General features: G+C 43.5%; 21 protein-coding genes. 6 read left to right on the forward strand and 15 right to left on the reverse strand.

The features are described 5' to 3' along the window. Positions 1-57: 57 nt before the first annotated feature. From rnr to FAM09_RS21370, 6 genes are all read right to left on the reverse strand, one after another. Positions 58-2,097 (reverse strand): ribonuclease R, encoded by a 2,040-nt coding sequence (gene rnr / locus FAM09_RS21345; protein WP_136579180.1) that lies wholly within the window; start codon positions 2,095-2,097, stop codon positions 58-60. Between the two features lie 9 nt (positions 2,098-2,106). Continuing rightward, complete coding sequence (gene lpxK, locus FAM09_RS21350; RefSeq protein ID WP_136579181.1) at positions 2,107-3,183, reverse strand: tetraacyldisaccharide 4'-kinase; 1,077 nt, start codon at positions 3,181-3,183, stop codon at positions 2,107-2,109. Further along, complete coding sequence (locus FAM09_RS21355; RefSeq protein ID WP_136579182.1) at positions 3,173-3,742, reverse strand: 5-formyltetrahydrofolate cyclo-ligase; 570 nt, start codon at positions 3,740-3,742, stop codon at positions 3,173-3,175. The genes lpxK and FAM09_RS21355 overlap by 11 nt, the downstream gene beginning before the upstream one ends. Then, positions 3,739-4,368 carry a dethiobiotin synthase gene (gene bioD, locus FAM09_RS21360; RefSeq protein WP_136579183.1) on the reverse strand — a complete coding sequence of 210 codons (630 nt, stop codon included), beginning with the start codon at positions 4,366-4,368 and terminating at the stop codon, positions 3,739-3,741. The genes FAM09_RS21355 and bioD overlap by 4 nt, the downstream gene beginning before the upstream one ends. A gap of 119 nt (positions 4,369-4,487) precedes the next feature. Next, a complete protein-coding gene (locus tag FAM09_RS21365) occupies positions 4,488-5,030 on the reverse strand; it encodes an RsmD family RNA methyltransferase (RefSeq protein ID WP_136579184.1) in 543 nt (180 codons plus the stop codon). Next, positions 5,021-5,872 (reverse strand): DUF3822 family protein, encoded by an 852-nt coding sequence (locus tag FAM09_RS21370; protein WP_136579185.1) that lies wholly within the window; start codon positions 5,870-5,872, stop codon positions 5,021-5,023. Before FAM09_RS21370 ends, FAM09_RS21365 begins: the two co-directional genes overlap by 10 nt. A 217-nt stretch (positions 5,873-6,089) precedes the next feature. On the opposite strand from FAM09_RS21370, the gene FAM09_RS21375 reads away from it, so the two are divergent. Then, positions 6,090-7,448, forward strand: a complete 1,359-nt coding sequence (locus tag FAM09_RS21375) for an MATE family efflux transporter (protein WP_136579186.1) — start codon at positions 6,090-6,092, stop codon at positions 7,446-7,448. Positions 7,449-7,567: 119 nt separating this feature from the next. On the opposite strand, the gene FAM09_RS21380 is transcribed toward FAM09_RS21375, so the two are convergent. The 5 genes from FAM09_RS21380 to FAM09_RS21400 form a co-directional block, all read right to left on the reverse strand. Beyond that, positions 7,568-8,302, reverse strand: a complete 735-nt coding sequence (locus FAM09_RS21380) for a hypothetical protein (protein WP_136579187.1) — start codon at positions 8,300-8,302, stop codon at positions 7,568-7,570. Positions 8,303-8,324: 22 nt separating this feature from the next. Continuing rightward, the gene (locus FAM09_RS21385) at positions 8,325-8,744 is read right to left on the reverse strand and encodes a dihydroneopterin aldolase (RefSeq protein ID WP_166437222.1); all 420 of its coding nucleotides are present in this window, start codon (positions 8,742-8,744) and stop codon (positions 8,325-8,327) included. A gap of 110 nt (positions 8,745-8,854) precedes the next feature. After that, positions 8,855-9,793 carry a thioredoxin-disulfide reductase gene (gene trxB, locus FAM09_RS21390; RefSeq protein ID WP_136579189.1) on the reverse strand — a complete coding sequence of 313 codons (939 nt, stop codon included), beginning with the start codon at positions 9,791-9,793 and terminating at the stop codon, positions 8,855-8,857. Positions 9,794-10,017: 224 nt separating this feature from the next. Next, entirely contained in the window at positions 10,018-10,908 is an 891-nt protein-coding gene (locus FAM09_RS21395) for a DUF4249 family protein (RefSeq protein ID WP_136579190.1), read from the reverse strand. A 190-nt stretch (positions 10,909-11,098) separates the two neighbouring features. Continuing rightward, positions 11,099-11,956, reverse strand: a complete 858-nt coding sequence (locus FAM09_RS21400; protein ID WP_014217201.1) for a sigma-70 family RNA polymerase sigma factor — start codon at positions 11,954-11,956, stop codon at positions 11,099-11,101. 464 nt (positions 11,957-12,420) lie between these two features. Here FAM09_RS21400 and FAM09_RS21405 point away from each other — a divergent pair, with 464 nt between their 5' ends. The 3 genes from FAM09_RS21405 to FAM09_RS21415 all read left to right on the forward strand — a co-directional run bounded on the left by FAM09_RS21405 (position 12,421) and on the right by FAM09_RS21415 (position 15,757). After that, a complete protein-coding gene (locus FAM09_RS21405) occupies positions 12,421-12,759 on the forward strand; it encodes a BlaI/MecI/CopY family transcriptional regulator (protein ID WP_394347823.1) in 339 nt (112 codons plus the stop codon). After that, positions 12,756-14,789, forward strand: coding sequence for an N-acetylmuramoyl-L-alanine amidase (locus FAM09_RS21410; RefSeq protein WP_136579192.1), 2,034 nt, complete (start codon positions 12,756-12,758; stop codon positions 14,787-14,789). Before FAM09_RS21405 ends, FAM09_RS21410 begins: the two co-directional genes overlap by 4 nt. A gap of 218 nt (positions 14,790-15,007) precedes the next feature. After that, positions 15,008-15,757, forward strand: a complete 750-nt coding sequence (locus FAM09_RS21415) for a DeoR/GlpR family DNA-binding transcription regulator (RefSeq protein ID WP_136579193.1) — start codon at positions 15,008-15,010, stop codon at positions 15,755-15,757. A 24-nt stretch (positions 15,758-15,781) separates the two neighbouring features. Here FAM09_RS21415 and FAM09_RS21420 read toward each other — a convergent pair whose 3' ends face one another. Continuing rightward, positions 15,782-16,945, reverse strand: a complete 1,164-nt coding sequence (locus FAM09_RS21420) for an AIR synthase related protein (RefSeq protein WP_136579194.1) — start codon at positions 16,943-16,945, stop codon at positions 15,782-15,784. A 186-nt stretch (positions 16,946-17,131) separates the two neighbouring features. On the opposite strand from FAM09_RS21420, the gene FAM09_RS21425 reads away from it, so the two are divergent. Beyond that, complete coding sequence (locus tag FAM09_RS21425; protein ID WP_136579195.1) at positions 17,132-18,100, forward strand: bifunctional riboflavin kinase/FAD synthetase; 969 nt, start codon at positions 17,132-17,134, stop codon at positions 18,098-18,100. A 73-nt stretch (positions 18,101-18,173) separates the two neighbouring features. Here FAM09_RS21425 and holA read toward each other — a convergent pair whose 3' ends face one another. After that, positions 18,174-19,172, reverse strand: coding sequence for a DNA polymerase III subunit delta (holA, locus tag FAM09_RS21430; RefSeq protein ID WP_136579196.1), 999 nt, complete (start codon positions 19,170-19,172; stop codon positions 18,174-18,176). Positions 19,173-19,424: 252 nt separating this feature from the next. On the opposite strand from holA, the gene FAM09_RS21435 reads away from it, so the two are divergent. Then, positions 19,425-20,402, forward strand: coding sequence for a coiled-coil domain-containing protein (locus FAM09_RS21435; RefSeq protein ID WP_136579197.1), 978 nt, complete (start codon positions 19,425-19,427; stop codon positions 20,400-20,402). A gap of 158 nt (positions 20,403-20,560) precedes the next feature. Here FAM09_RS21435 and FAM09_RS21440 read toward each other — a convergent pair whose 3' ends face one another. Beyond that, entirely contained in the window at positions 20,561-24,070 is a 3,510-nt protein-coding gene (locus FAM09_RS21440; RefSeq protein ID WP_243751743.1) for a hypothetical protein, read from the reverse strand. A gap of 183 nt (positions 24,071-24,253) precedes the next feature. Next, on the reverse strand, positions 24,254-24,985 hold the full coding sequence (locus tag FAM09_RS21445; protein WP_136579199.1) for a class I SAM-dependent methyltransferase: 732 nt from the start codon (positions 24,983-24,985) through the stop codon (positions 24,254-24,256). Positions 24,986-25,040 lie beyond the last annotated feature (55 nt).

The raw sequence follows: 25,040 nt of genomic DNA on the forward strand, positions 1-25,040 counted from the left end.
TATCGAAAAGTTCAAACCGAAGCAAATCTCAAAATCTCTAAATCGCAAAATCAGAAATTACTTCTTCTTCCTCGGTGTTCTACCTTTTGGTTTTGGTATTGGTAATGACTTTTTCCAGTCGCCCGGCTCCTCTTTTATGCTTGAAGTAATTACCCACTCATAATCTAACTGGCGCTTGGTTAAATTGGCGGCTACCACTTTAATCCGCACTTTATCGCCCATCATAAATTTGCGGCCGCTGCGCAGGCCTACCAGGCTGTAATCGCTTTCTATATGGCGAAAATCGTCGTAGGTGAGTAAACTGTTAATGCTCACCAATCCTTCGCATTTATGTTCAATGGTCTCTACCCAAAATCCAAAGGCGGCTACCCCACTGATCACGCCTTCAAACTCTTCACCAAGGAATTCCTTCATGTATTCAACCTGCTTGTATTTATTGGCCGCGCGTTCTGCTTCCATGGCACTCCGTTCTTTTTCACTGCAGTGCCTGCATTTCTGCTCCAGTTTTTTCTCCGGTTCTACATTACCTGTCAGCACATCCTGCAAAATGCGGTGCACCAGCACATCGGGATACCGGCGTATCGGTGAAGTAAAATGGCAATAGTGTTTAAAGCCTAACCCATAGTGCCCGATATTCTCGGTTGTGTAAATGGCTTTGGCCATGGTGCGTATACCCAGTTGTTCCAGCACATGCTGTTCGGGTTTGCCCTGCACATCCTGCAACATCTGGTTAAAGGAGGCCGCTATGCCTTCTGGGGTTTTAGTATCGAATGTATGGCCGTATTTTTTGGCAAATTCAGCAAACGGCATCAACTTCATTTCATCAGGGGTATCATGCACCCGGTATGGGAAGGGCAGGTCTTTTTTATTGACTTTCACCTTGCCTACATTCTCTGCCACAATGCGATTGGCCAGCAGCATAAACTCTTCAATCAACTGATGCGCCTCTTTACTTTCTTTCACGATAATTCCAATAGGCTTGCCGGTTTCATCGAGCTTAAAGCGTACTTCCTGTGAGGAAAAATTAATAGCGCCTTTACTGAAACGCTGGGCGCGAAACTGCTGGGCGAGTTTATTTAATAACAGGATCTCGTCCATGTATAAACCTTCGCCTTTCTCAATTATCTCCTGCACTTCTTCATAAGTGAACCGGTGGTTTGAATGGATCACCGTTTTACCGAGCCAGTATTGCTTTATTTCTCCATTGGCGGTAATTTGAAAAATAGCGGAGAACGTAAGTTTGTCTTCGCGCGGCCGCAGGGAGCACAGTTCATTCGAAATGCGTTCTGGCAACATAGGCGCTACCCGGTCGGGCAGGTATACTGAGGTGGCGCGGTCATATGCTTCTTTGTCAAGGGCCGTATCGGGTTCTACATAATGGCTCACATCGGCAATGTGCACGCCTATTTCATATAATCCGTTTTTGAGTAACCGAATGCTTAAGGCATCGTCAAAGTCCCTGGCATCCAACGGGTCGATGGTAAACGTAAGCACATCCCGCACATCTTTTCTTTTATTGATCTCATCTTGTGCAATGGTATCGGGAATTCTTTCGGCTTCTTCTATTACATTTTCTGGAAAGAACAGGGGAAATCCGTTTTCCATCAGAATTTCCTTCATGGCCATATCGCCTTCATTCCCGGCGTCCATTACCTGTACTACAGCGCCAACCGGTTTTTTCTGCTTTTCCCATTCTGTAATGCGTACTATAACACGATCATTATGCTGTGCGCCATTCAATGCCTGCTCCGGGATAAAAATATCCGGCATAGGCTTCTCGGTATCCGCGGTAAAAAAGGCGGCAGTTTTACCTATTTCTATTTTACCTAAAAACTCCGTTTGCTTTCGTTGTAATACGTCAATGACCTGTCCTTGCTGACGGCCACTCTTTTTAGCGGGGCCGCCAAACACACGCACCCGAACTGTATCGCCATGCAACGCAGTATTAAAATCGTTGGGCCGTACGAGTATATCATTGGGAAGATTCTCAACTATTACATACCCGATGCCCGATCGGGTAATATCTAAAACACCTTTCAAAGTGTGCTGCTCAGCATTGCCTTTTTTATTTTTCTTCTTGGCTTGTTTCCTACTCATTCATTCAATTTAATTCGTGACACTGAAATCAGTAATGAATTTACTGATAATATCAGTAAACTGATGCTGCTCATTAAAAAGGAATTGGATTTCAATGGGAATTACATATACGGGGTAATCTTGCAAGGTCTGTCCAAATTTTATAAGGCGAACGGCATCTTTTTCAGTTGTAAGTATAATTTTATTCTCTGTGGGGATGTTTTTAAACCGCGCTACGATATCCTTCCAGTCATCAATGGAAAAGATGTGATGATCGCTGTACAGTATTTCGTAGTAGGTTTTAGAAGCATCCTGTAAATATTTTTTCAAAGGCATTGGATTGGCAATACCACTCACCAATAATACTTCAGTTGAAGTATTCAGCGACATTTCTTTATTGTTAATAATGTGGTAAGGCAATCCATAGCGTATCGTTGTAAAGAACACCTGTTGATGCGGCAGCGGTTTCAATTCCTGTTTAATAGCCAGTTTTTCTTCTACCGACAATGTTGGCGAACATTTGGTAACCACCATCACATCGGCCCGTTTATAGGACCTGCGTTCATCACGCAAATCGCCCGATGGCAATAACCAGTCGCGGGTGAACAGGTTATCATAACTGGTGAGGATGATATTCAATCCGGCTTTTATGGCGCGATGTTGAAAAGCATCATCCAGGATGATCACTTTTGTGTTTGGTTTATCGTGCAATAATTGCGGAATGGCCACAATCCTTTCCTCCCCCACTGCAATGCTAACCCCGGGAAATTTGTTATGGAACTGCATGGGTTCATCACCAATATCCAGGGCCGTGGTATTTTCATTTGCCAATGCGTACCCCTTGGTTCGGCGTTTATAACCGCGGCTCAACACAGCCACCTCCATATCGTTGTGCAAATACTTTACCAACCATTCAACCATGGGCGATTTTCCGGTGCCGCCTACCGATAAATTGCCGATACAAATAATGGGAAGGTTAAAACCGGTTGACCGAAAGATGCCTTTGTCGTACAATCGATTACGTATCCAGATCGCTGCGGCATATAACAGGGAAAAAGGGAACAACAAAATGCGGAAGGGGCGCAACAAGGGAGCATTAAAATTCATATATACGATGCGGTGTAATGCAAAAATTTAAAGGTACATCAAATTCGTCGATGTCCTCAATGTATTCTACCGCTTCAAAAAATGAGAAACCGATCTTGATCGCATCTGGCCGGCACTGTGCTAAGAACCGGTCGTAATACCCCTTGCCGTAGCCCACGCGGTACCCGCGTTCATCAAATGCTACCAGGGGAACAAATATGATATCGAGGTTTTGTGGCGGAACAATAGCGCCGCCGATAGGCTCCAGTATGTTAAACTTGTTTTTGATAAATAGTCCGTCTTTTTCAACCTGCACCGCTTCCATACCCAGCAGGTCTACATGAATTTTAGGCCAGGCTATGCACATCATCACATTCTGCTCCTTCAGAATGTCTTCGCATACAGAAACATCAAATTCATGCCGGCTTGCCAGCGGGTTATACGACATGAGATAATTTACCGGAGGAAGAATTAATTTCCTGAAGCTGATTGCTAATAATGCGGTTTGTTGTTGCAGCTCTTCTTCCAGGATGTTCATCCTGCGTTGTAAAAATTCTTTTCTAACGGTATTTTTTATCATAATAATTCCTCCAGTTGCTTTTTAATAGCAGCTGCATGAGTGTTGATAAATGTCCCGTTTATATTTTCAGAATAGGGAATGGACGCTATTCTTGGATAGTTGCTCCAGTGTACGATCTCTTCTTCGTAATTGAGGTACTGGTCATTGAAGACCCACCCGATTACCGGTAATTGCATTTCGCGGCAAGCCCGCGCCGTCAATAATGAATGATTTATACTCCCCAGGTAATTGCGACTGACCAAGATTACTTTTGCGCCTAATTCTTTAATAAGGTCAGCCACAAATGTTGAATTATTGAGTGGTACCAATAATCCCCCCGCGCCTTCTATTAGTAAGGTACGATTATTTGTCGGAATTTGGCTGCAAATATTTTCAATATCAATCGTAATTCCTTCCTCGCGGGCAGCAATATGTGGCGATGCGGGTTTTGCCAGCCGGTATACTTCAGGATGTACAACCGAATCGGTTCCTTCAAGCCATTTTGCCACGCATTCACTATCGGTGCCATCTGCAAAGCCTGCCTGTACCGGTTTCCAGTAATCGGCATTCAATGCTTTGGCGAGAATGGCGGAAATGAAAGTTTTTCCTACTCCGGTGCCAATTCCTGTTACGAATATTCTCTCCATTGTTTTAACCTCACGCTATTTAGCTTCAAGCCGCAAGCTACAAGCTTCAAGCGAATACAGCAAAAGCTATAAGCAAACCAATTGAGCATTGCTTGTAGCTAGAGACTAGTAGCTTGCAGCTATTCTTTATTCACAAAGATGCTAAAAATCGTAGTTCCGTAATTACGGCTGGTAGCAAACAACGGATACCCTTCATAATTGTTTCTGGGGGTATGCTCCAGCACAAACCAGCCGCCGGGTTGCAGCAGTTGCTTTTCTACTATTAATTTTGGCAGTTCGTCAATGGTGCCCAGTGCGTACGGCGGGCCGGCAAAGATAAAATTGAATTTACTGGTACACTGGCCAATAAATTTAAATACGTCCATTTTTACTACCGTGAAGTTCTCCAGTTGCAGGGATGCAGACGTTTTCTTAATGAACTCGTACATCGCAGTGTCTTTCTCTACAATGGTACAGGCTGCAGCTCCCCGTGAGGCCAGCTCGTAGCTGATGCTGCCGGTACCGCCAAACAGATCAAGGGTATGTAAGGCAGTTATATCAAGGTTGTTCTCAATAATATTAAAAAGTCCTTCTTTGGCAATGTCGGTGGTTGGCCGGGTGTGCGGCATTTTACCTGGCGGGTTGATCTTTCTTCCCCCTAACTCCCCTCCTATTATACGCATAAAGCCATTTTCAAAAGCGGTGAAAAGTAATGGTCAGGGAATGCAGAAAACCCGGCATCCAGTTTAACGGAATCCGGTAACCGGTCCCACTGAACCTGTAAAAAATATTTCAGCAGTTCCTGGTACAGGCGCGATTGTTCATCGAGCAAACCAGAAACGATCAGGGTTACCTTTTCCTGGCTTATGTTAAAGCGGTTACAGATGGCCAGCAGGTAGTACGAAACATCGTCAGGCGTTTGATACGAATAGGCTTGTATCAGTTGAATGTTGGTGCCTTTAAAAACGGCCACCAGGAACTGATCGGCCCGCATAACCATCTTTATTACCTGTTCATCGGCGGCGGGTTGTATCTGGCCTTCACTCAGCAACAGCGTATAATAGTGCCAGTAGTTTCCTGAGGCAAATTTCCGCTGCAGCAGGGCATGTATCTCCCGGGGAACCCGGTAAATGTTATACATTTTCCAGCCATTCACCTTTTCGCTTAACATCAGTCCCTTGCGGGCATTTCCGTAGATGATCTCCGTAACGGGCTGGTTCAATTCAATATGAAAAACCTTTTCCGGCAAAAAGCTGCTATCGGTATAGTTATAAATTACATATGCTTCCCTGAATTGAATCTGTAACAACTCGTCGTTGGTTATTATTTCCAGCAGGTTTTCGAGCATGGTTTTGCCGGGTGTATAATCGAGGTTATACTGCCGAAGCCCTAAAAAACGACGTTGTTCTTTATGGTAGATGACATAGCTGAACATTTTTTCACCCACTTCGATCAGCAGTTGACTGTTTCGAAGTTCATCAGAATCCCTCATTTCAGGAACAATATCAAAGTTGGCCTTAAGCATAGTTATCAAAAGCTGCAATGTTACGGAAAAAGTTTCAGGTTACAGGATTCAGGAAAATTCAGTTCCCGGTTACCAGTTTCCGGTTACCGGGTTAAAAAAACGTTCCAGGTTACAGGTTACAAATTGCAGGATCGAAAACTTTGCAATCATAGCAGTCAGCAATTAATACCCTGAAACTTGAAACCTGAAACCTGTAACCTACCTTTGCTCCCCTTTTATGTGCGCCTTATCTAAAAATACAGCATTCCAGGTAGAACTCACTAACCGGCAGATCATTAAAATGGCAGCTCCTATCAGCTTAGCCATTTTGATACCACAAATTAATTTTGTTACTAATAATATTTTTTTAGGGCATTATAGTAAACAAGCCCTGGCAGTTGCGGGTGTTACCGGTGTATATTACCTTATTTTTTCTGCCATTGGCTATGGTTTAAACAACGGCCTGCAGGCATTGATCGCCCGCCGTGCCGGTGAAAACAGGCCCGAAGAAATAGGCAAGCTGTTCAGCCAGGCTGTATTTATAGGCCTCAGTATTTCATTATTCGGCATTCTGCTCACTTATACTATTACCCCTCGCTTATTCGGGTATTTTATTACCGATCCCGAACGGTTACAACAGGCTATTGATTTTTGCCGTATCCGCATTTGGGGATTGCCCTTTTTGTTTGTTTACCAAATGCGCAATGCGTTGCTCGTGGGCACCAATCAAAGCAGGTACCTGATAGGCGGCGCCATTGCGGAGGCAGGCACTAATATTTTGCTCGATTACCTGCTGATCTTTGGTTATGGCGGTTTTCCTGAAATGGGTTTGAATGGTGCAGCGGTTTCTTCCATCATTGCTGAGATCGTGGGTTTGCTGGTGGTTTACCTGGTGATCTGGAAAAAGGGCATCAGCCGGAATTTATATTTATTCCAGCATTTCCGGTGGGATGGCTATAATGCGCGCCTCATATTTTCCATGTCGGCCCCGCTGGTTTTTCAGCATGGCATCAGCATTGTTAGCTGGGAATATTTTTTCCTGCTGATCGATGCGCATGGTGAAGTGGCGCTTGCGGTTTCCAATACCATGCGCAACATTCTGGGACTGGCAGGCATTGTAACGTGGGCTTTCGGTTCTACCACCAATGCCATGGTAAGCAATATCATTGGGCAGGGTAAGCAAGACCAGGTTTGGCTGCTGATCGGGAAAATGATCCGGTTGAGTTTTGGTTCGGCCATTGTGATCGCTATTCTGCTCAACCTGTTCCCTGAATGGTTGTTTTCGGTGTATGGCCAGTCGGGCGAGTTTGTATCGCAAGCGGTTCCGGTGGTGCGGGTACTATCTGCAGCCATTGTCATGATGTCTTTTTCCGTTGTATTCCTGAATGCGGTAACGGGCTCGGGCAACAGCCGCGTTTCGCTCCTGATTGAAATATTCGCGATTGTTCTGTACTGCGTGTACATTCACCTCGTATTAGATAAATTCTTTTTATCAATTACCTATGGATGGATGAGTGAGTGGTTGTACTGGATGTGTTTGTTCTTACCGTCTTTCCTGTATATGAGAAGTAACAGATGGAAAGGGAAAGTAATTTGAAAATTAGCCAATTTGAAAATGAAATACAAAGACAAATTAAACAATTTGAAAATAATTACTTAATGGTTGATTGTGCTGGAATTCTAATTTTCAAATTACCACATTTTCAAATTTTCAAATTATTTGTACTCTTCCAACAATTTCTTCCCCTTCGCCTTAATGCTCGCATCTTCTCCGATCTTATTCGGCATTTTGAGCATAATTTCGAGGAAGTCCCTGGCTTTTTTATCGTTGCCTTTCCGGTGCCAGGCTTTGGCCAGTTCGAGGTAGTTCAATAAAAAGGATGGATTGAGCTGCCGGCTCTTTTCAAAATATTTGATGGCGTCTTCCAGACTGGCTTTAGGCAGGGCCTCGTAAGCCACTTTTACCAGCCATTTCTCTACCGAATTCAAATCGCTTACTTCATAATGCCATTTGGCCAGTACATGATAACCTTTAAAATTATTGGGATCGAGCTGAATGCTTTTTTCAGAGTAGGTCTTTACATCTTTGATCGCTTTTATCTTTTCATCACCCGATGAAATGAGCGCCATACGGCCCATCGCCAGGGCCATTACCACATTGGCATCGGAACTGTTGGCATTTACCTGCAGCGCTTTTTGAGCATATACCCGGGCGTTACGGTAATACTCTTTTTGCTTTTCCTTTGTACCCTGGTGCTTGCCTACGACGCTGTATAATTCACTAGTTTTAATGAGGGCTGTCAAATTGTTAGGTTGGTAGCGAAGTACATCGAGGTATTTCTGAAGGGCCTCGGGTTCTTTAAATGCATTTTCGAGCTGTTGCGCATCCTTCAACAGCGTATTGATATCCTGTGCATTGTTTTCGAATGGCAGGATTAACAAAAAAAGCATCAGCCCTATTGTACTTCCTATTTTACCCATCAAACTTCTTATGCAATGTAACGCCTATTTTTCCCTGAAAATTTTCTACAGGCGCCTCTAATTTATAAATCGACAGAATTATTTCTTTAGTGAACGGGTACTGGTGCCTGATGGTACGGATGATGTCATCTGCCACCTTTTCTAAAAGACCCGTTGGTATTTGCATTCGTTGCTTTACAATATTGAGTATTTCAACGTAATTGATCGTATTTTTTAAATCGTCAAATGTAGCATCGCCTTCTTCGTACGCTACCCGTACATTTATTTCATAATTACTGCCGGTTAATCTTTCTCCCTCATATATACCATGAAACGCATGCAGCTTAACCTGATTCAATTCAATAACAACCATATATAAGTTTTGTTTTGCTAAAACAGTGCCATAAAGATAAACGCTGAACGATGGCTTCATGGCTAAATGGTTTGATGGTTGCAGAACCCAATATCCTGAGTTCCCTTCAACCATCAAGCCATCGAACAATAGAACCATTATTCAGCGTTCCAAACAAAGGCATTCTGCCTCTAAACCAGCCCTTTGGCCGATAAATAGCGTTCTGCATCCAATGCTGCCATACAACCGCTGCCCGCTGCGGTAACCGCCTGACGGTATATTTTATCCTGCACATCACCGGAGGCAAATACCCCTTCAATATTGGTTTTTGAAGTACCGGGAACTGTTTTCAGGTAGCCTGCTTCATCCATATCGAGCCATCCTTTAAAGATGTCGGAATTGGGTTGGTGGCCGATAGCTACAAAAAAGCCGCTGATGGGTATCGTTTGCAGCTCACCGGTTTTGGTGTTTTTTACCCGAACCGCTTCTACCTTGCTCTCGCCCAGTATTTCATCGGTATTTGTATTCCAGTATACTTTAATATTTGGCGTACGTTGTACTCTTTCCTGCATTACTTTGGAAGCACGCATTTCTCCCCGGCGAATGAACATATGCACCGTTGTACACAATTTAGACAAATACAGGGCTTCTTCGGCGGCTGTATCGCCTGCGCCTACAATAGCCACTTCTTTGCCTCTGAAAAAGAAACCATCGCAAACGGCACAGGCGCTTACCCCAAAGCCGTTCAGGCGTTGCTCGCTTTCCAGTCCAAGCCATTTAGCCGATGCACCGGTTGCTATAATTATTGAATCTGCTTCAACCAGTTTCTCTTCATCTATCCAAACCTTAAAAGGCGGAGCTGAAAAATCGACTTTTGTAGCCAGTCCAAAACGAATATCGGCGCCCATACGAGCAGCCTGTTTTTCAAAATGCACCATCATTTCGGGTCCCTGAATACCATCGGGGTAGCCGGGATAGTTTTCTACTTCTGTAGTGATGGTTAACTGGCCGCCAGGCTGAATACCCTGGTATAATACGGGTTTCATGTTAGCTCTCGCTGCATAAATAGCTGCGGTATATCCTGCGGGTCCGCTCCCAATAATCAGGCAATGTATTTTTTCGATTTCCATAATGCTGTATTCTAAAGAAAAGTTGACAAATTTACCTGAAAATGAGTTACGAAAAATATAAAGGCGCAGGTACCTGAATTAGGTGTGAATAACAGAGCTTAATGGCTTGATGGTTTGATGGCTTGATAGTTAGGCCTGCCGCTATTTAAATAGTTCCGGCCAAAGGGCTAACCACGGAACAATGAAACCATCAAACAATTCAATAGAAGGGAACCGGAGCCAGCTTATTTAGGAATAACTATGGTTTTGTATTGAACGGCATACCCGCCAAAATAGCCAAGACCGCCGCCCTGGATGTTGCTGATCACTTTATTGGGCGAGGCAAACGGGTTGCCAATATTGGAGTAACTGTATTCCATGGTTCGCCAGAAGTGGAACGTGGCTTTATCAATATTACAATACTTTACCGCAATAGAATCACCGCGATTGAAGAATGGATATTCTTCGAGGTTAAAACTATTGTTGCGGTCTACCCCCCTTTCAATTTGCATATTGTAAGTAATACCATCCGTTAACTGATCATCCATTACCGAATTAAAGCCGGGAAAGAAATGCCAGCCCTGTACCTGGGTAAAATAACGGGTATAATTACCTAATCCGGGCGGATCAACAAACCGGCCCATCAGCACCACTTTATCGGGATTGGGATTGTTAGGCGCATCTGTCCACCATAAAGAATCAATTTTTTTGGCAATAACGGGAATGGTAGTTGTGGCGGTATATTCTTTTTCGTTGGCTTTTATGGTCAATGTGTAAGTTTTGCCTAATTCGCCTACCACGGCGGCGCTTAAATTTGACGAGTCGGTTGAATAATAATAAAGGGTATACCCGGCGGCAAGCGGCATTTTTTTCTCCTGTAACCTACTGGTTTTTGTACCGTTTGAAATAGTGACTTCGGCATTGCTGATAAAGGAGCCGGCTAATAGTTCAGGACTGATCTTGTTGAAATAATTAAGTGTTTGAGACAAGATAACTACCGGCGCCCGGTCATTTTCAATAGTGGCTTCAACAACCAGTACAGGCTCCGATTCGTTGGGCTTGAACGTAATTGTTTTTTCGCAGGAAGTAAAAATCAACCCCAGTAAGATGGCTACTAACCTGGTACGCGGTATCATTTTCAAGTATAAATAGCATTCAAATAACGAACCAGATATAAAGGTAAGGCTCAAGAAAACAAGAATCAAGGCACAAGAAATACGAAACAGCCTTTTTGCTTCCTGAATCTGGGAACCAATGTCCCGAACAAACAAAAAACCCCGGAAGGTAGTAAGCCAGCCGGGGTTCTCGTTTCTTTATAGTACTGTACTAACCTAAATAAGCTTTTAAAGCATTGCTGTAGCGTGCTTTTTGCAAACGCTTGATGGCTCTTTCCTTGATCTGGCGAATACGCTCTTTGGTAAGATCGTATTTCTGACCAATTTGCTCAATGGTTACGCCATTTTCGCCGTCGAGGCCGAAATAAGCATTTACGATCTCAGCTTCGCGTGGACTGAGTGATTTCAATACCCTGCGGATCTCATTCCGTAATGAATCTTTCATTACATCATCGTCTGTGTCATCGCCGCCTTCCAGCAGATCGCCCATGGCCACGTCTTCTGCTTCGTGAACCGGAGCATCGAGCGAGGTGTGACGGGTATTGCTCTGGAAAATGTTATTGATCTCAGTTTCACTCATTTCCAGCAACTCGGCCAGTTCTTCGGTACTCGGCTCCCGCTCATGTTCCTGTTCAAAAGCCATGTACGCTTTATTAGCCTTGTTATAGGTGCCAATTTTGTTTTGAGGCAGGCGGACTAATCTGCCCTGCTCTGCCAACGCTTGTAAAATGGACTGGCGGATCCACCATACGGCGTAAGAAATGAATTTAAAACCCTTGGTTTCATCGAAACGCTGGGCCGCTTTTATCAAACCGAGGTTACCCTCGTTGATCAGATCGCTAAGTGAAAGACCCTGGTGCTGGTACTGCTTAGCTACAGATACCACGAAACGCAAGTTGGCCTGCACTAACTTATCCAATGCCTTCTGATCACCCATCTTGATCCGCTGGGCCAGTACTGTCTCCTCTTCGGGAGTGATCATCGGAATTTTTGAAATTTCCTGAAGATACTTTTCTACTGCCTGCGAATCTCGATTCGTAATCTGGGTCGCAATTTTGAGCTGTCTCATATCTACTTTATAAAATAAAAATGACTTAAATCGTCGATTTTAAATCGCCTTTCTATGTTGTTAAGGGTACAATACTAACATTTGCAAGACTAACTATGTTCGGGGGAGGTTGCAAATCAGGTGCTAATAACCTGTTAATCCATCCGGTACTGTCTGCAAAAGTAACACTCAATCTTGAAACCTCATAGCTTTTGTGGATAAAATCGAAGCTATAAATGATATAAATTGATTAAAATATAGCAACGAATACATATTTATTACACATCCTTCATCCCGCATCGCCAATCTATATTGATTATTACTCATAATTAGTGCCGATTTTAGGCCTGTCGTAACCCTCCCCGGAAAAAAAATTGTAAAAAATCAATTCAAATATTTTGCAACTAAAGAATTAGTTATACATTTGACCAACAACTAAAAGATTAGTTATAATGAAGTCACTTACAAAAGCCGAAGAACAGGTAATGCAAATACTGTGGCAACTAAAACATGGTTTCCTGAAAGATGTTGTAGACAAAATGCCCGAGCCCAAACCCCATTCCAACACCGTGGCCACCATCCTTAAAATATTGATAGATAAAGGATTTGTAAGTTTTGAAGTGCAGGGCCGCAATAACCTGTATAAGCCAACGGTGAGCAAAACCGAATATGGCAAAAAAAGCATCAACCAACTGGTGAAAGGCTATTTTGAAGGGTCGCCGGCCAAGCTGTTATCGCATTTCGTGAATGATAACAAGTTAAGCCAGGAAGACCTGGAGGCCCTGCTTGAACAAATCAAAAACGCCAAAAACAATAATCAATGACCGTTCTACTGTACCTGGGAAAAGTAATGCTCTGCTCCGGCATGCTGTTGGGATATTATTGTCTCTTTTTACGTAACCGGCGGTTTCACCATTACAACCGGTTTTACCTGCAGGCTACCTTATTACTATCTGTGATCTTGCCTTTTATTAAAATTCCGGTATTGTACAAACCTCAAAGCCCAGTAAGCCATGCGGTTTATCAAACGCTGGAGGTGCTTACGGTTAATAAGGGTGAAGAAGATGCACTTGGCGCAGGTGCAACCACGTTGACCCGGCTGTTTACTGTAGAAAATACACTTTATGGGTTATATGGAATTGGAGTCATCGTGTTGCTTTGGTTATTAGTAAGGTCGCTATTGTACATTAAGAGAATTTCAAAAAAATACCCTTACGAACCTATTGGCGATCTGAAGTTTTTCAGGACCCGGGAACCCGGCGCCCCTTTCTCCTTCTTCCGGAGTATTTTCTGGAGTGCCGACCTGCCTTTCAACAGCCGGGATGGACAACAGATCTTTCGTCATGAGCTGTTCCATGTACAGCAAAAGCATTCTTCAGATATTATTTTAACTGAGATCGTCACTGCTTTTTTCTGGTACAACCCGTTCTTTCATTTGCTTAAAAAAGAATTGAAGGCCATTCATGAATTCCTGGCTGATCAATATGCCATCTCCGATAGCGATCGCTATGCTTATGCCGAATTACTCGTACTGCAAACACTCAAAGCACAATACCTACCTATTACCAATTATTTTTTTCAAAACCATATCAAAAGACGTATAGCCATGATCACCAACAACCAGTCGAACAAAATGAGTTACCGCAGCCGTTTAATGGCGCTGCCCGTATTAGCCCTGGTATTTTGCAGCATTGCCTTATATGCGCAACGATCAACCAAATCAGCAACGGCCTTTAATGCCGGCCCTGACCAAAAAACGCTTACAGTAGTCATTGATCCAGGCCATGGCGGTGCCGACAATGGCGCGGTAAGCACTGATGGCAAAGTTTTAGAAAAGAACCTTGCCCTGCAGATAAGCCAGAAGATTCAAAAACTGGCCTCTTCGTACAATGTAAACGTTGTAATGACCCGCACCGATGATAATTTACCTGGAAGCAAAACAGATATAAAAGAAGGATTAAAAGCGCGTACCGAGATCGCTGAAAAAGCCCAAGCTGATATGTTCATTGCCATTCATGTATCTTCAACCGGCGGCGAAAACGTTTCGCCTGATAACGGCTTTGAGGTTTTTATTTCCAATAAAGAAAATGAGCGTACCAATAAATCAAGGCAACTGGGTTCTGCCATTGTGCAGCAGTTAAGCACCTTGTATACGATCAACCCGGCATTGAAACAACGCACAACAAACATCTGGGTGCTGGAACAAACACCTTGTCCCGCCCTGCTGATAGAATGTGGCTTTATTGACAATACCAAAGACCTGGCCTATATCAGCAACAGCAGCAACCAGGAAGCTGTTGCTAAAAAGATCCTGGAAGGCATTGTGAACTATAAAAATAAACCGGCTGCTGGCATCATCAAAGCCCCGGTTGAAAACAGAAAGCAATCAACGAATGCAATGCCTGCAAGCATGGCCAACCGGGAAATGGTTACGATGGCTCCCCAGCCTTCCCGTATGGAAGCCACCGGCGATTCCGTTCTCATCAAAATAGCATTACACTACCGTCGCAATGCCCGGTATCCCAAAAAGGCATTGGCCAACAATATGGAAGGCGTAGTATACTTTTCGTTAGGCGTTGATAAAAATGGGGAAATCAGTGATTTCAGGTTATATGATGAGATGCCGCCGGAAGCGCATAGAATAACGAACCTTACAACCGTAAGCCTGGCTGCTGAAACAATTCCGGCCATTGACAAGCCACTTACAAAAGAAGAGATGAAAAAAGTATTGGAGGAAGAAGTAAAAAAAGCGTTTGAAAAGAAACCCAATTTAACCAATCGCGAGATTATGCCTTCACAAATGTATTTCCAGGTGAATTTCCGCCTGCAAAAAAGGCAAGCGCCCACTGTTTAATTAAGGATTTAGATTTACAATAGGTATGGGGCCATTTATCACATGAGAAATGGCCCCTTTTTTATTCCCGCTTCAAAGCCCTTACTGCATTAGCTGAAAGTTTCAGCTAAATTTTTACAAATTTTATACAGGATTTTCTATAGCTTTCCCCCCACAAAATAAAACGGGATTGTAATGGCCTTAGCCCGGCCACCGGCACATTTTATACCCTCCAAAACATGTTAAAAAAAGAACGACAGGCCTATATTTTACACCAGGTGAACCTTCACAATAAAGTGATGTCATCTAATCTCAGCAGGGATATGAATGTATCGGAAGATACCATCCGGCGCGACCTGCAGGAGCTGGCCGATGAGGGAAAGATCATAAAAGTGCATGGCGGCGCATTATCCCATTCCTTTAGCCAGGTGCACTATACCACCTCGCATGTATATTCGCACGACCATAAAAAAACGATAGGTCGCAAAGCCGCATCGCTAATTCATGACGGCATGTTTGTGCTTACCACCGGCGGCACTACCATTATTGAATTGGCCAGGGCGCTGCCACCCCGGTTAAAAGCTACATTTGTTTCGGGCAGCATACCGGCCATCCTGGAATATATGCAACATCCTTCGGTTGAAGTGATTGCCATTGGCGATAAAGTGTCTAAAAATTCAAAGATAACCACCGGTGGAGAAGCGATCGCTCAAATTAAAAGAATACGGGCCGATGTGTGCTTTTTAGGGGTTAACGCCATTAGCTTAAAAGATGGCATAACCGATAGCGACTGGGATGTAGTACAGTTGAAAAAAGCCATGATCGAATCGTCACAAAAAGTGGTTTGCCTGAGCATTGCCGAAAAGATCAACAGCCTGCAGCCAATACACATTTGTGATATCAATAAAATTCACATCCTCATAACTGAACTGTCACCGGATGATCCTATTCTTAAACCTTACAAAGATTTGGGGATAGAAGTTATTTAGATGGTTAGATTGGCAGCCAAACAATCAATAAACAATCTCTTCACTACCTACTTTCAATATCAGTTCCTTTTTATCGCTGGCTTCTACCCTGCCCACTATTTGCGCATCGATGCCAAGTTTTTTAGCCGCATCTATGAAGAAGCCGGCAGAAGCCGCGTCGGTAAATACTTCCAGGCGATGGCCCATGTTAAATACCTGGTACATTTCGCGGTTATCGGAACCAGACGCTTTTTGAATAAGCTGGAAGATGATGGGCGGTTCAAATAAATTATCTTTTATTACCCGGAAGTTTCCAGGCAAATATTTCATGCATTTCGTTTGTCCGCCACCGCTGCAATGAATGAGGCCGTGAATGGCTTCAAAATAATTTTCGAACAATACTTGCAATAAGGGCGCATAGGTACGGGTGGGCGATAACAGCAATTTACCTACCTGGTATTTTTCGGCGCCAACCGTATCGGTCATGCGGTGGGGCCCAATGTACACCACTTCGTCGGCCAGGCTGTTCTCGTATGATTCCCTGAATGATTCGGCGTAGAATTTATTTAATACATCGTGGCGGGCGCTGGTAAGGCCATTGCTGCCAATACCGCTGTTGTATTCAGTTTCATAAACGGTTTGTCCAAAACTGCTGAATCCAATAATTACATCACCAGCCTGTATTTTTTCGTTGGTCACCAACCGGTTTTTAGGCCAGCGGGCAGTCATGGTGCCATTAACGGCAATGGTACGCACCACATCACCCACATCGGCGGTTTCGCCGCCCAGGTAATGGATATTTACATTGAACTTTTTTAACGCATCAAACAATTCCTGGGTCCCGTTGATCACGGTTTCCAGCACTTCCCCGGGCACCAGCTTTTTATTGCGATCGATGGTTGATGAAAACAACAGGTTATCCGTTATACCCACACACAACAGGTCGTCGAGGTTCATTACCACGGCATCCTGTGCAATGCCCTTCCAAACCGACAGATCTCCGGTTTCTTTCCAGTACAAATAGGCCAGGATGCTTTTGGTTCCGGCGCCATCGGCATGCATTACATTCACCCAATCGTTATCACCGGTGAGGTAATCGGGGTATATTTTGCAGAAGGCATAGGGATACAATCCTTTATCCAGCTTTTCAGTAGCCTTGTGAACTTCTTCTTTCTGGGCCGAAACACCCCGTTGGGAATATAAACTCATTTTATAATTTGAAGCGGCAAAGGTAAGAAAACAAGGCACAAGACGCAAGCTCCAAGGCACAAGTAAAGGTTCAGGGCATAAGGGTTCAATTTATGACCGTTTATTTAACCGGGCGCTTCGAATTCAGGCTCTTGTACCTTGACTCTTGTGCCTTGAGTCTTTTCTTGGTACATTCGCACCGCATTTATGAAAGTTTATTTTTCAACAGATACCATTCCGGCCTTTCAAAAGGCAGTTGTGACAATTGGCACGTTCGACGGGGTGCACACCGGCCACAAAAGCATCTTGGAGCAAATGAAACGGGAGGCAGCCCGCATTGGCGGTGAAACAGTAATTATCACCTTTCATCCGCACCCGCGAAAAGTGATCGTTAGCGGCCAGCCCGCCATTCACCTGATCAATACGATTGAAGAAAAAATTGAACTGCTCGATAAAAATGGCATCGATCACCTGGTTGTAGTGCCGTTTACCGATGTTTTTGCACAACAAAGTCCGGAAGCATATATTGAACAATTCCTGGTTGAGAAATTTCATCCACATACCGTGATCATTGGGTACGACCATCGCTTCGGTAAGAACCGCAAAGGGGATTATAAATTGTTGGAAATATACAGCGATCGCCTTGGTTTTAACCTGATGGAAATACCTGCCCATGTGATCAGTGACAATACCGTAAGCTCAACCCGCATTCGAGAAGCTGTACTGGAAGGCAATACTGATCGCGCAAATACCCTGCTGGGGTATGATTTCTTTTTTGAGGGCACGGTTGTAGACGGTAATAAATTGGGCCGCACGCTCGGCTACCCTACTGCCAACCTTCGAATTGAAAATGAAGAGAAACTGATACCCGGAAATGGAATTTATGCTGTAGAAGTTGAGGTTATAAATAGAAAGCAGCAAGCCCACTCACCACTCACCACTCACCATTCACGCCTCAAAGGCATGATGAGCATAGGTATCCGCCCAACCATTGGCGGCACCGACCGCGTTATTGAAGTAAATATTTTCGATTTCAATGAGGATATTTATGGCGCTACCCTTCGGGTATACGTCAAAAAATACCTGCGCCCGGAAGTTAAGTTCAATGGATTGGAAGCGTTGGTTGAACAACTGGCGAAAGATAAAGAGGAGACGTTGAGAGTTCTTAGTTCTTAGTTATTCAGTTATTGAGTTATTCAGTTCATTGGTTAACTTACTAACTCATGAACTTACGAACTTAATAACTTGCCTAATTCACCATCTTCACTACCATCTCTTTCAACAACGAAGCGTCAGACGATCCGATATCATTTACCCCTACACTACGCAGGTTGTAATGATGCAACAACAGCAATGCTTTTTCAACACCGTTATAACCATAATTGCGGGCTACCAGTAAATAATCTTTCACAAACCAGGCATTCACTCCTATATTGGCCGCAATGGTTTTGTTGTCTTTGCTGCTTTGCCCAAAGATCATGTACGTTTTACTGAACAGGTTATATAGTGTTGGCAATACCAGTTGAATGGGCGCCGCTTTGGGATTGGCCTCAAAATACTGAATGATGCGCATGGCTTTGGGAAGGTCTTTGGCAGCCATGGCCGACTGTAATTCGAAAGGATTGTATTCCTTGCTCACCCCTACATACTTTTCAATATCATCTTCGGTGATATTGGTCCTGCTGCCGAGGTTCACCAGCATTTTATCTACTTCATTATCTATACGGCTAAGATCATTTCCGATATGATCGACTAACAATAACACCGCCTTCTGCGAAATGGTATATCCTTTTCCTTTTACCATTTCATTAGTCCACTCAGGCAGTTGGCTATCGTACATTTTCTTGGTAGTAAACAGCTCGGCCTTCGTTTTTAGCAGCTTTGCCAGTTGTGTACGGCCATCAACTTTCTTTTCTTTGTACGATACTACAAATATGGTGGAAGATAACGGTTGCGAAATATACGATTCCAGCTTGTCAATATCCCGCATATGTTGCGCTTCCTTTAGTAAAACTACCTGCCGCTCGGCAAACATGGGATATCTTTTACAGGCATTGATCACTTGCGTCCAGTCTGCATCCCTCCCATAAAATACGGTCAAATTAAAACCTGCTTCAGACTCCGTTAAAATGTTATGCTCGGCATAATGCACAATTTTATCGATAAAATAATCTTCTTCGCCCTCCAGCCAGTAAACAGGTTTAAACAGCTTTTTTTTCCAATCGGATATAATTTTTTCTGCAGACATGAATTGATCGTGGTTTAAACTTTGCAATATTACTATAAAAAAAGCCGTGACATATAATGTTTTATACACATCTGTAACACAATACGGTACTACATTTCAGCGTTTTTTCCCGACTTGTGGAAAGGATAAATGCCAAATTCTGGCATGGTTTTGGTCAAACCCATATGCGAAACCCAATTACGAAAAACTAACCCGATAAGTACTAATACTGAACCCGATTTTATAACCTTTCAAAATAAACATACACTTATTATGAGTACAACCAATTATCCATCCGCTAGTCCACAAAGTACACCTCCAAGACGCGATTCAAAGAATCTGATCATCGGTTTATTAGCCGTTGGTATTCTTGGAACATGGGGTTACTTCCTGTGGGACAAAAACAAATCTGATCAAAAGATCACTCAACTGCAAACACAATATGTGGCAGTAGATTCATCTAAAAATGAATTGCAAAAGAGTTTCGATGCTGCTTTAACCCGTTTGGATTCTTTAACTGGTTATAACAACGAACTGGAAGGAAAAGTAAACGATAAAACCAGCGAGATCTCTAAATTAAAAGGTCAGATCGGAAGCATCCTGAAAAAACAACGTCTGTCTGAATCTGAAAAGAAGAAAGCACAGTCTTTGATTGGCGAACTGAACGACAAGATCGCTAACCTGGAAGCTGAAGTTGCTCGTTTAACTCAGGAAAATCAAACGCTGACAACTGAAAAAACTCAGTTAACAGCCGATAAAGAAAAACTCACTACCGACCTGCAAACAACTACTACACAAAAAGAAGAGTTGGCTGCAAAAGTAGATGTAGCTTCTACATTGAACGCATCTAACATCACTGTTACTCCTGTTAACGAAAAGAAAGGTGGCAAAGAATCAGAAACAACCTCTGCAAAGAAAGTTGACAAACTGGTAATTGCAATGGATGTTAGCAACCGTATCGCTCAAACAGGTTCTACAGATGTATACGTTTGCATCACTGGTCCTGATGGCCAACCTGTTGCTGTTGAAGCTTTAGGTTCTGGCAAATTTACAACCCGTGAAGAAGGTGAAAAATTGTTCACTGCAAAAGTTCCTGTTGATTTCGAACAAGGCAAAAACAAACACGTTGAGTTTGCCTGGAAACAAAACAGCGCTTTCAAACAAGGTAACTACAAGATCGAAGTATACCACAATGGTTTCAAGATCGGCGAAGCTACCCGTTCACTGAAGAAAGGTGGCATCTTCGGATAATCTTTCTCTATACTATATTTAAGCATCCCGGTGATTTCACCGGGATGTTTTTTTATATAGGCCTCCGCGTGCAAACGAGAAGCCGTATTCACTTTCGGCATTTAGCTTTCGACCTGCATCTGTATTTTGCATTCAGCGTTTTGCGTTCAGCGCTCAGCCTACAACAACGCTCTTATGGCTGCTCTTCCAATATGAACAATGCGCGATGTACCGGGTTTACGCCCTTCATACTGCATACTGAACTCAAGATTGTTCGAAAGCCTTTTGGTAAGATCGAGCGTCCATAAATAGTTTTTACCGGGCTGTAACCCTTCTAAAATGATATACCCCGAGGATGAGTTAACATTTGGTATGCTATCCAGCGAAGTGAAAGTAATATCTGTATAAGTGAACTTCGCCATAATAGAAGTACTCTGTAAAATATTATACTTTACATCGGTGTTTAAAGAATTCGACTTTGATCTTTCCTGGCTGCCCTGCACATTGTTCTTATCGCTGAATTTATAACCCACCCCCATTCTGAAATTAGTTCCTCTTGTAAACGTTAACCGTGGTTCTGCCGAGTATTGATTGATCTTATAATTGCGGTTATCGAACTTTGGATTGGAGGTAATGAGCTGATTAATGCCCGTACGGCCGGTTACTTCAATCGCAAACATCCGGGTAATGTTCCAGCGGGTACGCCCCGTCCACTCATCCAGCTTACGGCTTTCATAGCCGTAGGTAAGCAAGGATTTATTCTCATTGCGGGCATTGGTTATATCGAAGCCCCATTTCGGACTAAAGCGGTTAAAAGAGAACGTATTTACAAAATTGGAAGTAAGGGTGATCAATGAGGTATCGTTTAACGGCGCCTTGAAGGGGTTGAACTGAACGATCTTATCCGCCACTTCTTTTTTACTGATCTGCAACGACGATTGCAGGTTTATTTTAGAAATAAACTTACGCAGCTTGTTGGCTTTTGATAAGTTAATGGCGGCGCGTGGATTTATGTTGATGCTATAATTGAAGGTATTGTAATTGGCTTTTACATACACGTTGGTGGGTGTAAAAATGCGAATGAATTTTGCCTGGTCCTGGAACAGGGCCACTTCAAATTCATTTAACTGCTGAATACCGTCGCTATTGTAATCGATCCAGGTGAACTCGCCCTGCCCGGCCGGTACTTCCAGATAAGAATAGTCTCTTTTTTGCTCCTGCCCTGCTCCTACTTCATACAACAGGTTTCCGTTCAGCAGTCCGTTTAAAACATTTACCTGGTATTCGGTCCTGCCCAATAAACTCTCTTCCGGCAACTGGTTGTTCAATGAGCTTTCAAGAATTTTCAGTTTGCGATAGGTGCTGGTAAAGCGGAACTGATGACGGGGATCTTTTAATAATTCACCGTTCAATGTTACGTTCTGGCTTCTATCGGCTTTTACCAGGTTGGTGCCGAGGGGATACGAATTGGTACGCGTAAACCAGCTTATACCCCAGTGATTGGGTTTAGCCTGATCAGATTTAAGGAAAGCCGATGCATTGGTAAATGAAAAGCTTTGGATAGCCATGGTGTCGGTAAGCTTATTGCGTATAGCATTATGTTCTACCCCATAGGCCCCGCCAATAGAATAATTCTTCAGCTTTTTGAACTGGCGCGAAATGTTGACCGTAGGCCGCCAGAAATAACCTTTATCATCGGTAGCGTCAATATTCGAGAGGGTAAACTGGTTGTTCATTTCCCAGCCCTTAATGGTTTGTACATGTGTTATGCTGTGGCGCAAACCGGTGAAAGTAGTACCCCGATTATATTCAGTAAACTGGTAACGCAGTGAATTACTTTTTATGTCTGATACCTGCACGGCGGCTGTTACAATATTTTCGTGTTCGGGCGTAGTCAGTAAAAGCGGCAACCCCCAATCGCGGGTAAACTCTATATTACGCAAACGCTCCAGTGGTTTAAACCGCGCATCTACATATTCATACCCGAGATTAGTGGTTAATTTCAAGCCCTTTTTTGAGCCTTTAAAGGGCAAGGTATTTTTAAAATCTACTTTGGTAGCATATCCTTTATCATTGACTTTATCAAAATCAGAAAAGGTATTCACATCATAATTGCTCATGGCCGCCTCGGCATTCAGCACGGTATTCTTTGAGATATTGTATTCCACGCCCACATTGGCTATCTGTTGCTTTTTAGGGGTTATGAGGAATACGGCAGGTTCATAATTGCCTTGCTTCAGGCCATTAACGGGTTCTACCCAGCGATATACTTTGCCATTGGCGCCATTGAGGTCAGGGATGTAGTTGCCGTTATTAACGCCCACGTCAATAAACGACAAGGTATACCGGGCGCTATCGGCATTGGTTGAGTATACAAAAATGGAATCGTGGGTGCCGCCGTTAAAAACGGTATCTACTTTTTTATACAGTATGGCGCCGGTTGAAAATGTATCTATTACCGAATAGGGATAATAAGCCCGTGAAATGCTATCGCCCAGGTTCCTTAAAAATGCTTTTTGATCAGTATCCAGGCTTTGGTTAATGGGCGAGCTTTTTGCATCGGCATTACTGAAATAACCCAGCCTTACTTTTACCTTCTCATTAAAGTTGGTTTCATTGGTGAGATAAATATTCGAGTTCAGGTAATTGCGGTCGGCATATTCAAACTCCACCACTATCCGTTTATCTTTTGTCACCATTTGCCGGGGCGTGAAGGTAATTTCCGCCGTATTGTAATTGATCACATAATCCCTGTCTTCTCCGCGCTGCATCAATATGCCGTCGATATAAACCCGTTCGGTATTGGCCAGCACAACAAAATAAAATTCGTTGTTGGCGCCCTGTAACCGGTAAGGTCCCTGGTTGCCTTCCTGTGGCTCCAGGATGTTACGGGTAAATTTTCCCTTGGCAATAGACCCGCTGAGCATGGACCTGTTTGAAATTTTATCGGTAATGGCCGAGGTGGTTTCAAAGGCAACACCCTGCAGGCGTTTATAAAAGCTGAGAAAATAGCTTTGCTGCTGCTGGCGGATATCAATATCTCCAAGGCTTAACTGCCAGGTCTTTTTTCTGAACTGTAAAAAGATGCGGTCAAACTCGTTTAATTGCTGGGTAGTACCATCGGGTTGAACGGGAATATTGTTATCGGTGATGGCGGCCACAATTTCAATACTGTCTGCCAGGTAACCGCTTAACTGCAGGTTGAGGTTGCTGGTAAATACGGCATCCTGGCTGTTACCAAAGGAAATACCGCGGCCAAAACTTCCGTTGTAATTAATGTTGCCAAAATTGAAGAAGTTATCGCCCTGGCCTACTCCTACATAATCAGGAACAAAGGGCTGCCCCATGAAATTGTTCATCACACTGTCGAACTGCATGCGATTCACCACGGCATTCAGCCGGGTGCGAAATACGCGGTAACGAACTAAAACACTATCCAGCGGCGGTAATTGCTTCCAGGTGAGGCGGGCATTCACAAAATCTATATCGTACAAAGTATCGGGTATACCGGCAATGGCAACGGTTCCGGGAACTATGCTGAGGCTATCGAGTAGAATAGAGGGTTGCTTTGCTGCCACCACCTTTTTTCGCAGGTTGGAACCAGACGCAGCCAGACGCGGGGTTTGGGCAGCGGCCAGCAGCCAGCCTACAGAAAAACAAATGCACAGTATCAGGTTCTTCCCGATCAACAACCTAGTTTGATTTTAAGGCATCTTTTCAAAAGAGGGTATGCAGGTATCTGTTGAAAAGATATTGGTTTTGGTAACCCCGCTGATTTTCACTTTGTTAAGTTGACATCAGCCAATATGTTTAATAGCGCTTAAAGTTAGGATTTATTGCACGAAACGGGATTTTATCGAACTGTAATAGCTTTAAACCGATGATTTTACGGAAGAATGGCTTAAAATATAATTTGACCGGGATTTTTGAAGGGTGAGCCCTTTTACCTTTTCGCACTGCAGGGCATTCCGCATGGCCATGTCGCGAATAGCTTGTTCCGGCACCTGCAGCAGCTTATTTTGTTTTGAGATGGTGCGGTAGTTTGAGAACATCAGGTAAGACATAAAACCAACAAAGGCGCCTACCCGGCCCTTTTTAATGCAATGTAAAAAAAGTGTAATTGCATCTTTGATAGAAGAAGTGTTTTCATCCAACACGTCGGCAATGATCAATCGGCCGCTTTCTTTCATATAGGTACTAAGCAGGCCGATAAGCTGTTCCAGGTCGTTCGCGCTGTTAAAGTATTGCGCAACACTTAAAAGAAGGATGTAATCAAATTTTTGTTCTTTCAGTTGTTCGTCCAGGATCTTTTTATTGGCAGTTATATCCGTGGTAATAAGCAGGAACAAAGAAGCAGGATGATTTTTCCGGCATTCCTCTATGAAGAACTCATTGATATCCGCTCCGGTTATTTGTATTTTTTGGTTGGCCAGGCAATCGGCCACAAAACCAGGACCGCACCCATAATCGAGAATTTCGTCGGTTGGCTTTAAATGATATACTTTCTCCAGCTGCGTTACACAATAAGCAGTTGCCATTCGCATAACTGCATAAAACGATTGGCGTTGATCTTTCCAAAAATTATCCCAGCCTGTTGAACTCATAATTGAATGATAAAAACGAGATGGCTCAAAGAGTTCAGCTCCCTCTTTAATTGAT

This window comes from Niastella caeni, from assembly GCF_004834005.1.
Taxonomy (GTDB): domain Bacteria; phylum Bacteroidota; class Bacteroidia; order Chitinophagales; family Chitinophagaceae; genus Niastella; species Niastella caeni.

Excerpts from the sequence above, each read along its gene's own strand:
- FAM09_RS21375 (WP_136579186.1), top strand. The coding sequence starts at position 6,090 with ATGTGCGCCTTATCTAAAAATACAGCATTCCAGGTAGAACTCACTAAC.
- FAM09_RS21405 (WP_394347823.1), top strand. The coding sequence starts at position 12,421 with ATGCAAATACTGTGGCAACTAAAACATGGTTTCCTGAAAGATGTTGTA.
- FAM09_RS21400 (WP_014217201.1), bottom strand. The coding sequence starts at position 11,956 with ATGAGACAGCTCAAAATTGCGACCCAGATTACGAATCGAGATTCGCAG.
- FAM09_RS21380 (WP_136579187.1), bottom strand. The coding sequence starts at position 8,302 with ATGCTTTTTTTGTTAATCCTGCCATTCGAAAACAATGCACAGGATATC.
- FAM09_RS21420 (WP_136579194.1), bottom strand. The coding sequence starts at position 16,945 with ATGAGTTTATATTCCCAACGGGGTGTTTCGGCCCAGAAAGAAGAAGTT.
- FAM09_RS21395 (WP_136579190.1), bottom strand. The coding sequence starts at position 10,908 with ATGATACCGCGTACCAGGTTAGTAGCCATCTTACTGGGGTTGATTTTT.
- FAM09_RS21365 (WP_136579184.1), bottom strand. The coding sequence starts at position 5,030 with ATGCGTATAATAGGAGGGGAGTTAGGGGGAAGAAAGATCAACCCGCCA.
- holA (WP_136579196.1), bottom strand. The coding sequence starts at position 19,172 with ATGTCTGCAGAAAAAATTATATCCGATTGGAAAAAAAAGCTGTTTAAA.
- bioD (WP_136579183.1), bottom strand. The coding sequence starts at position 4,368 with ATGGAGAGAATATTCGTAACAGGAATTGGCACCGGAGTAGGAAAAACT.
- FAM09_RS21370 (WP_136579185.1), bottom strand. The coding sequence starts at position 5,872 with ATGCTTAAGGCCAACTTTGATATTGTTCCTGAAATGAGGGATTCTGAT.
- trxB (WP_136579189.1), bottom strand. The coding sequence starts at position 9,793 with ATGGAAATCGAAAAAATACATTGCCTGATTATTGGGAGCGGACCCGCA.
- FAM09_RS21385 (WP_166437222.1), bottom strand. The coding sequence starts at position 8,744 with ATGAAGCCATCGTTCAGCGTTTATCTTTATGGCACTGTTTTAGCAAAA.
- FAM09_RS21355 (WP_136579182.1), bottom strand. The coding sequence starts at position 3,742 with ATGATAAAAAATACCGTTAGAAAAGAATTTTTACAACGCAGGATGAAC.
- FAM09_RS21445 (WP_136579199.1), bottom strand. The coding sequence starts at position 24,985 with ATGAGTTCAACAGGCTGGGATAATTTTTGGAAAGATCAACGCCAATCG.
- FAM09_RS21425 (WP_136579195.1), top strand. The coding sequence starts at position 17,132 with ATGAAAGTTTATTTTTCAACAGATACCATTCCGGCCTTTCAAAAGGCA.
- FAM09_RS21415 (WP_136579193.1), top strand. The coding sequence starts at position 15,008 with ATGTTAAAAAAAGAACGACAGGCCTATATTTTACACCAGGTGAACCTT.
- FAM09_RS21410 (WP_136579192.1), top strand. The coding sequence starts at position 12,756 with ATGACCGTTCTACTGTACCTGGGAAAAGTAATGCTCTGCTCCGGCATG.
- FAM09_RS21435 (WP_136579197.1), top strand. The coding sequence starts at position 19,425 with ATGAGTACAACCAATTATCCATCCGCTAGTCCACAAAGTACACCTCCA.
- lpxK (WP_136579181.1), bottom strand. The coding sequence starts at position 3,183 with ATGAATTTTAATGCTCCCTTGTTGCGCCCCTTCCGCATTTTGTTGTTC.
- rnr (WP_136579180.1), bottom strand. The coding sequence starts at position 2,097 with ATGAGTAGGAAACAAGCCAAGAAGAAAAATAAAAAAGGCAATGCTGAG.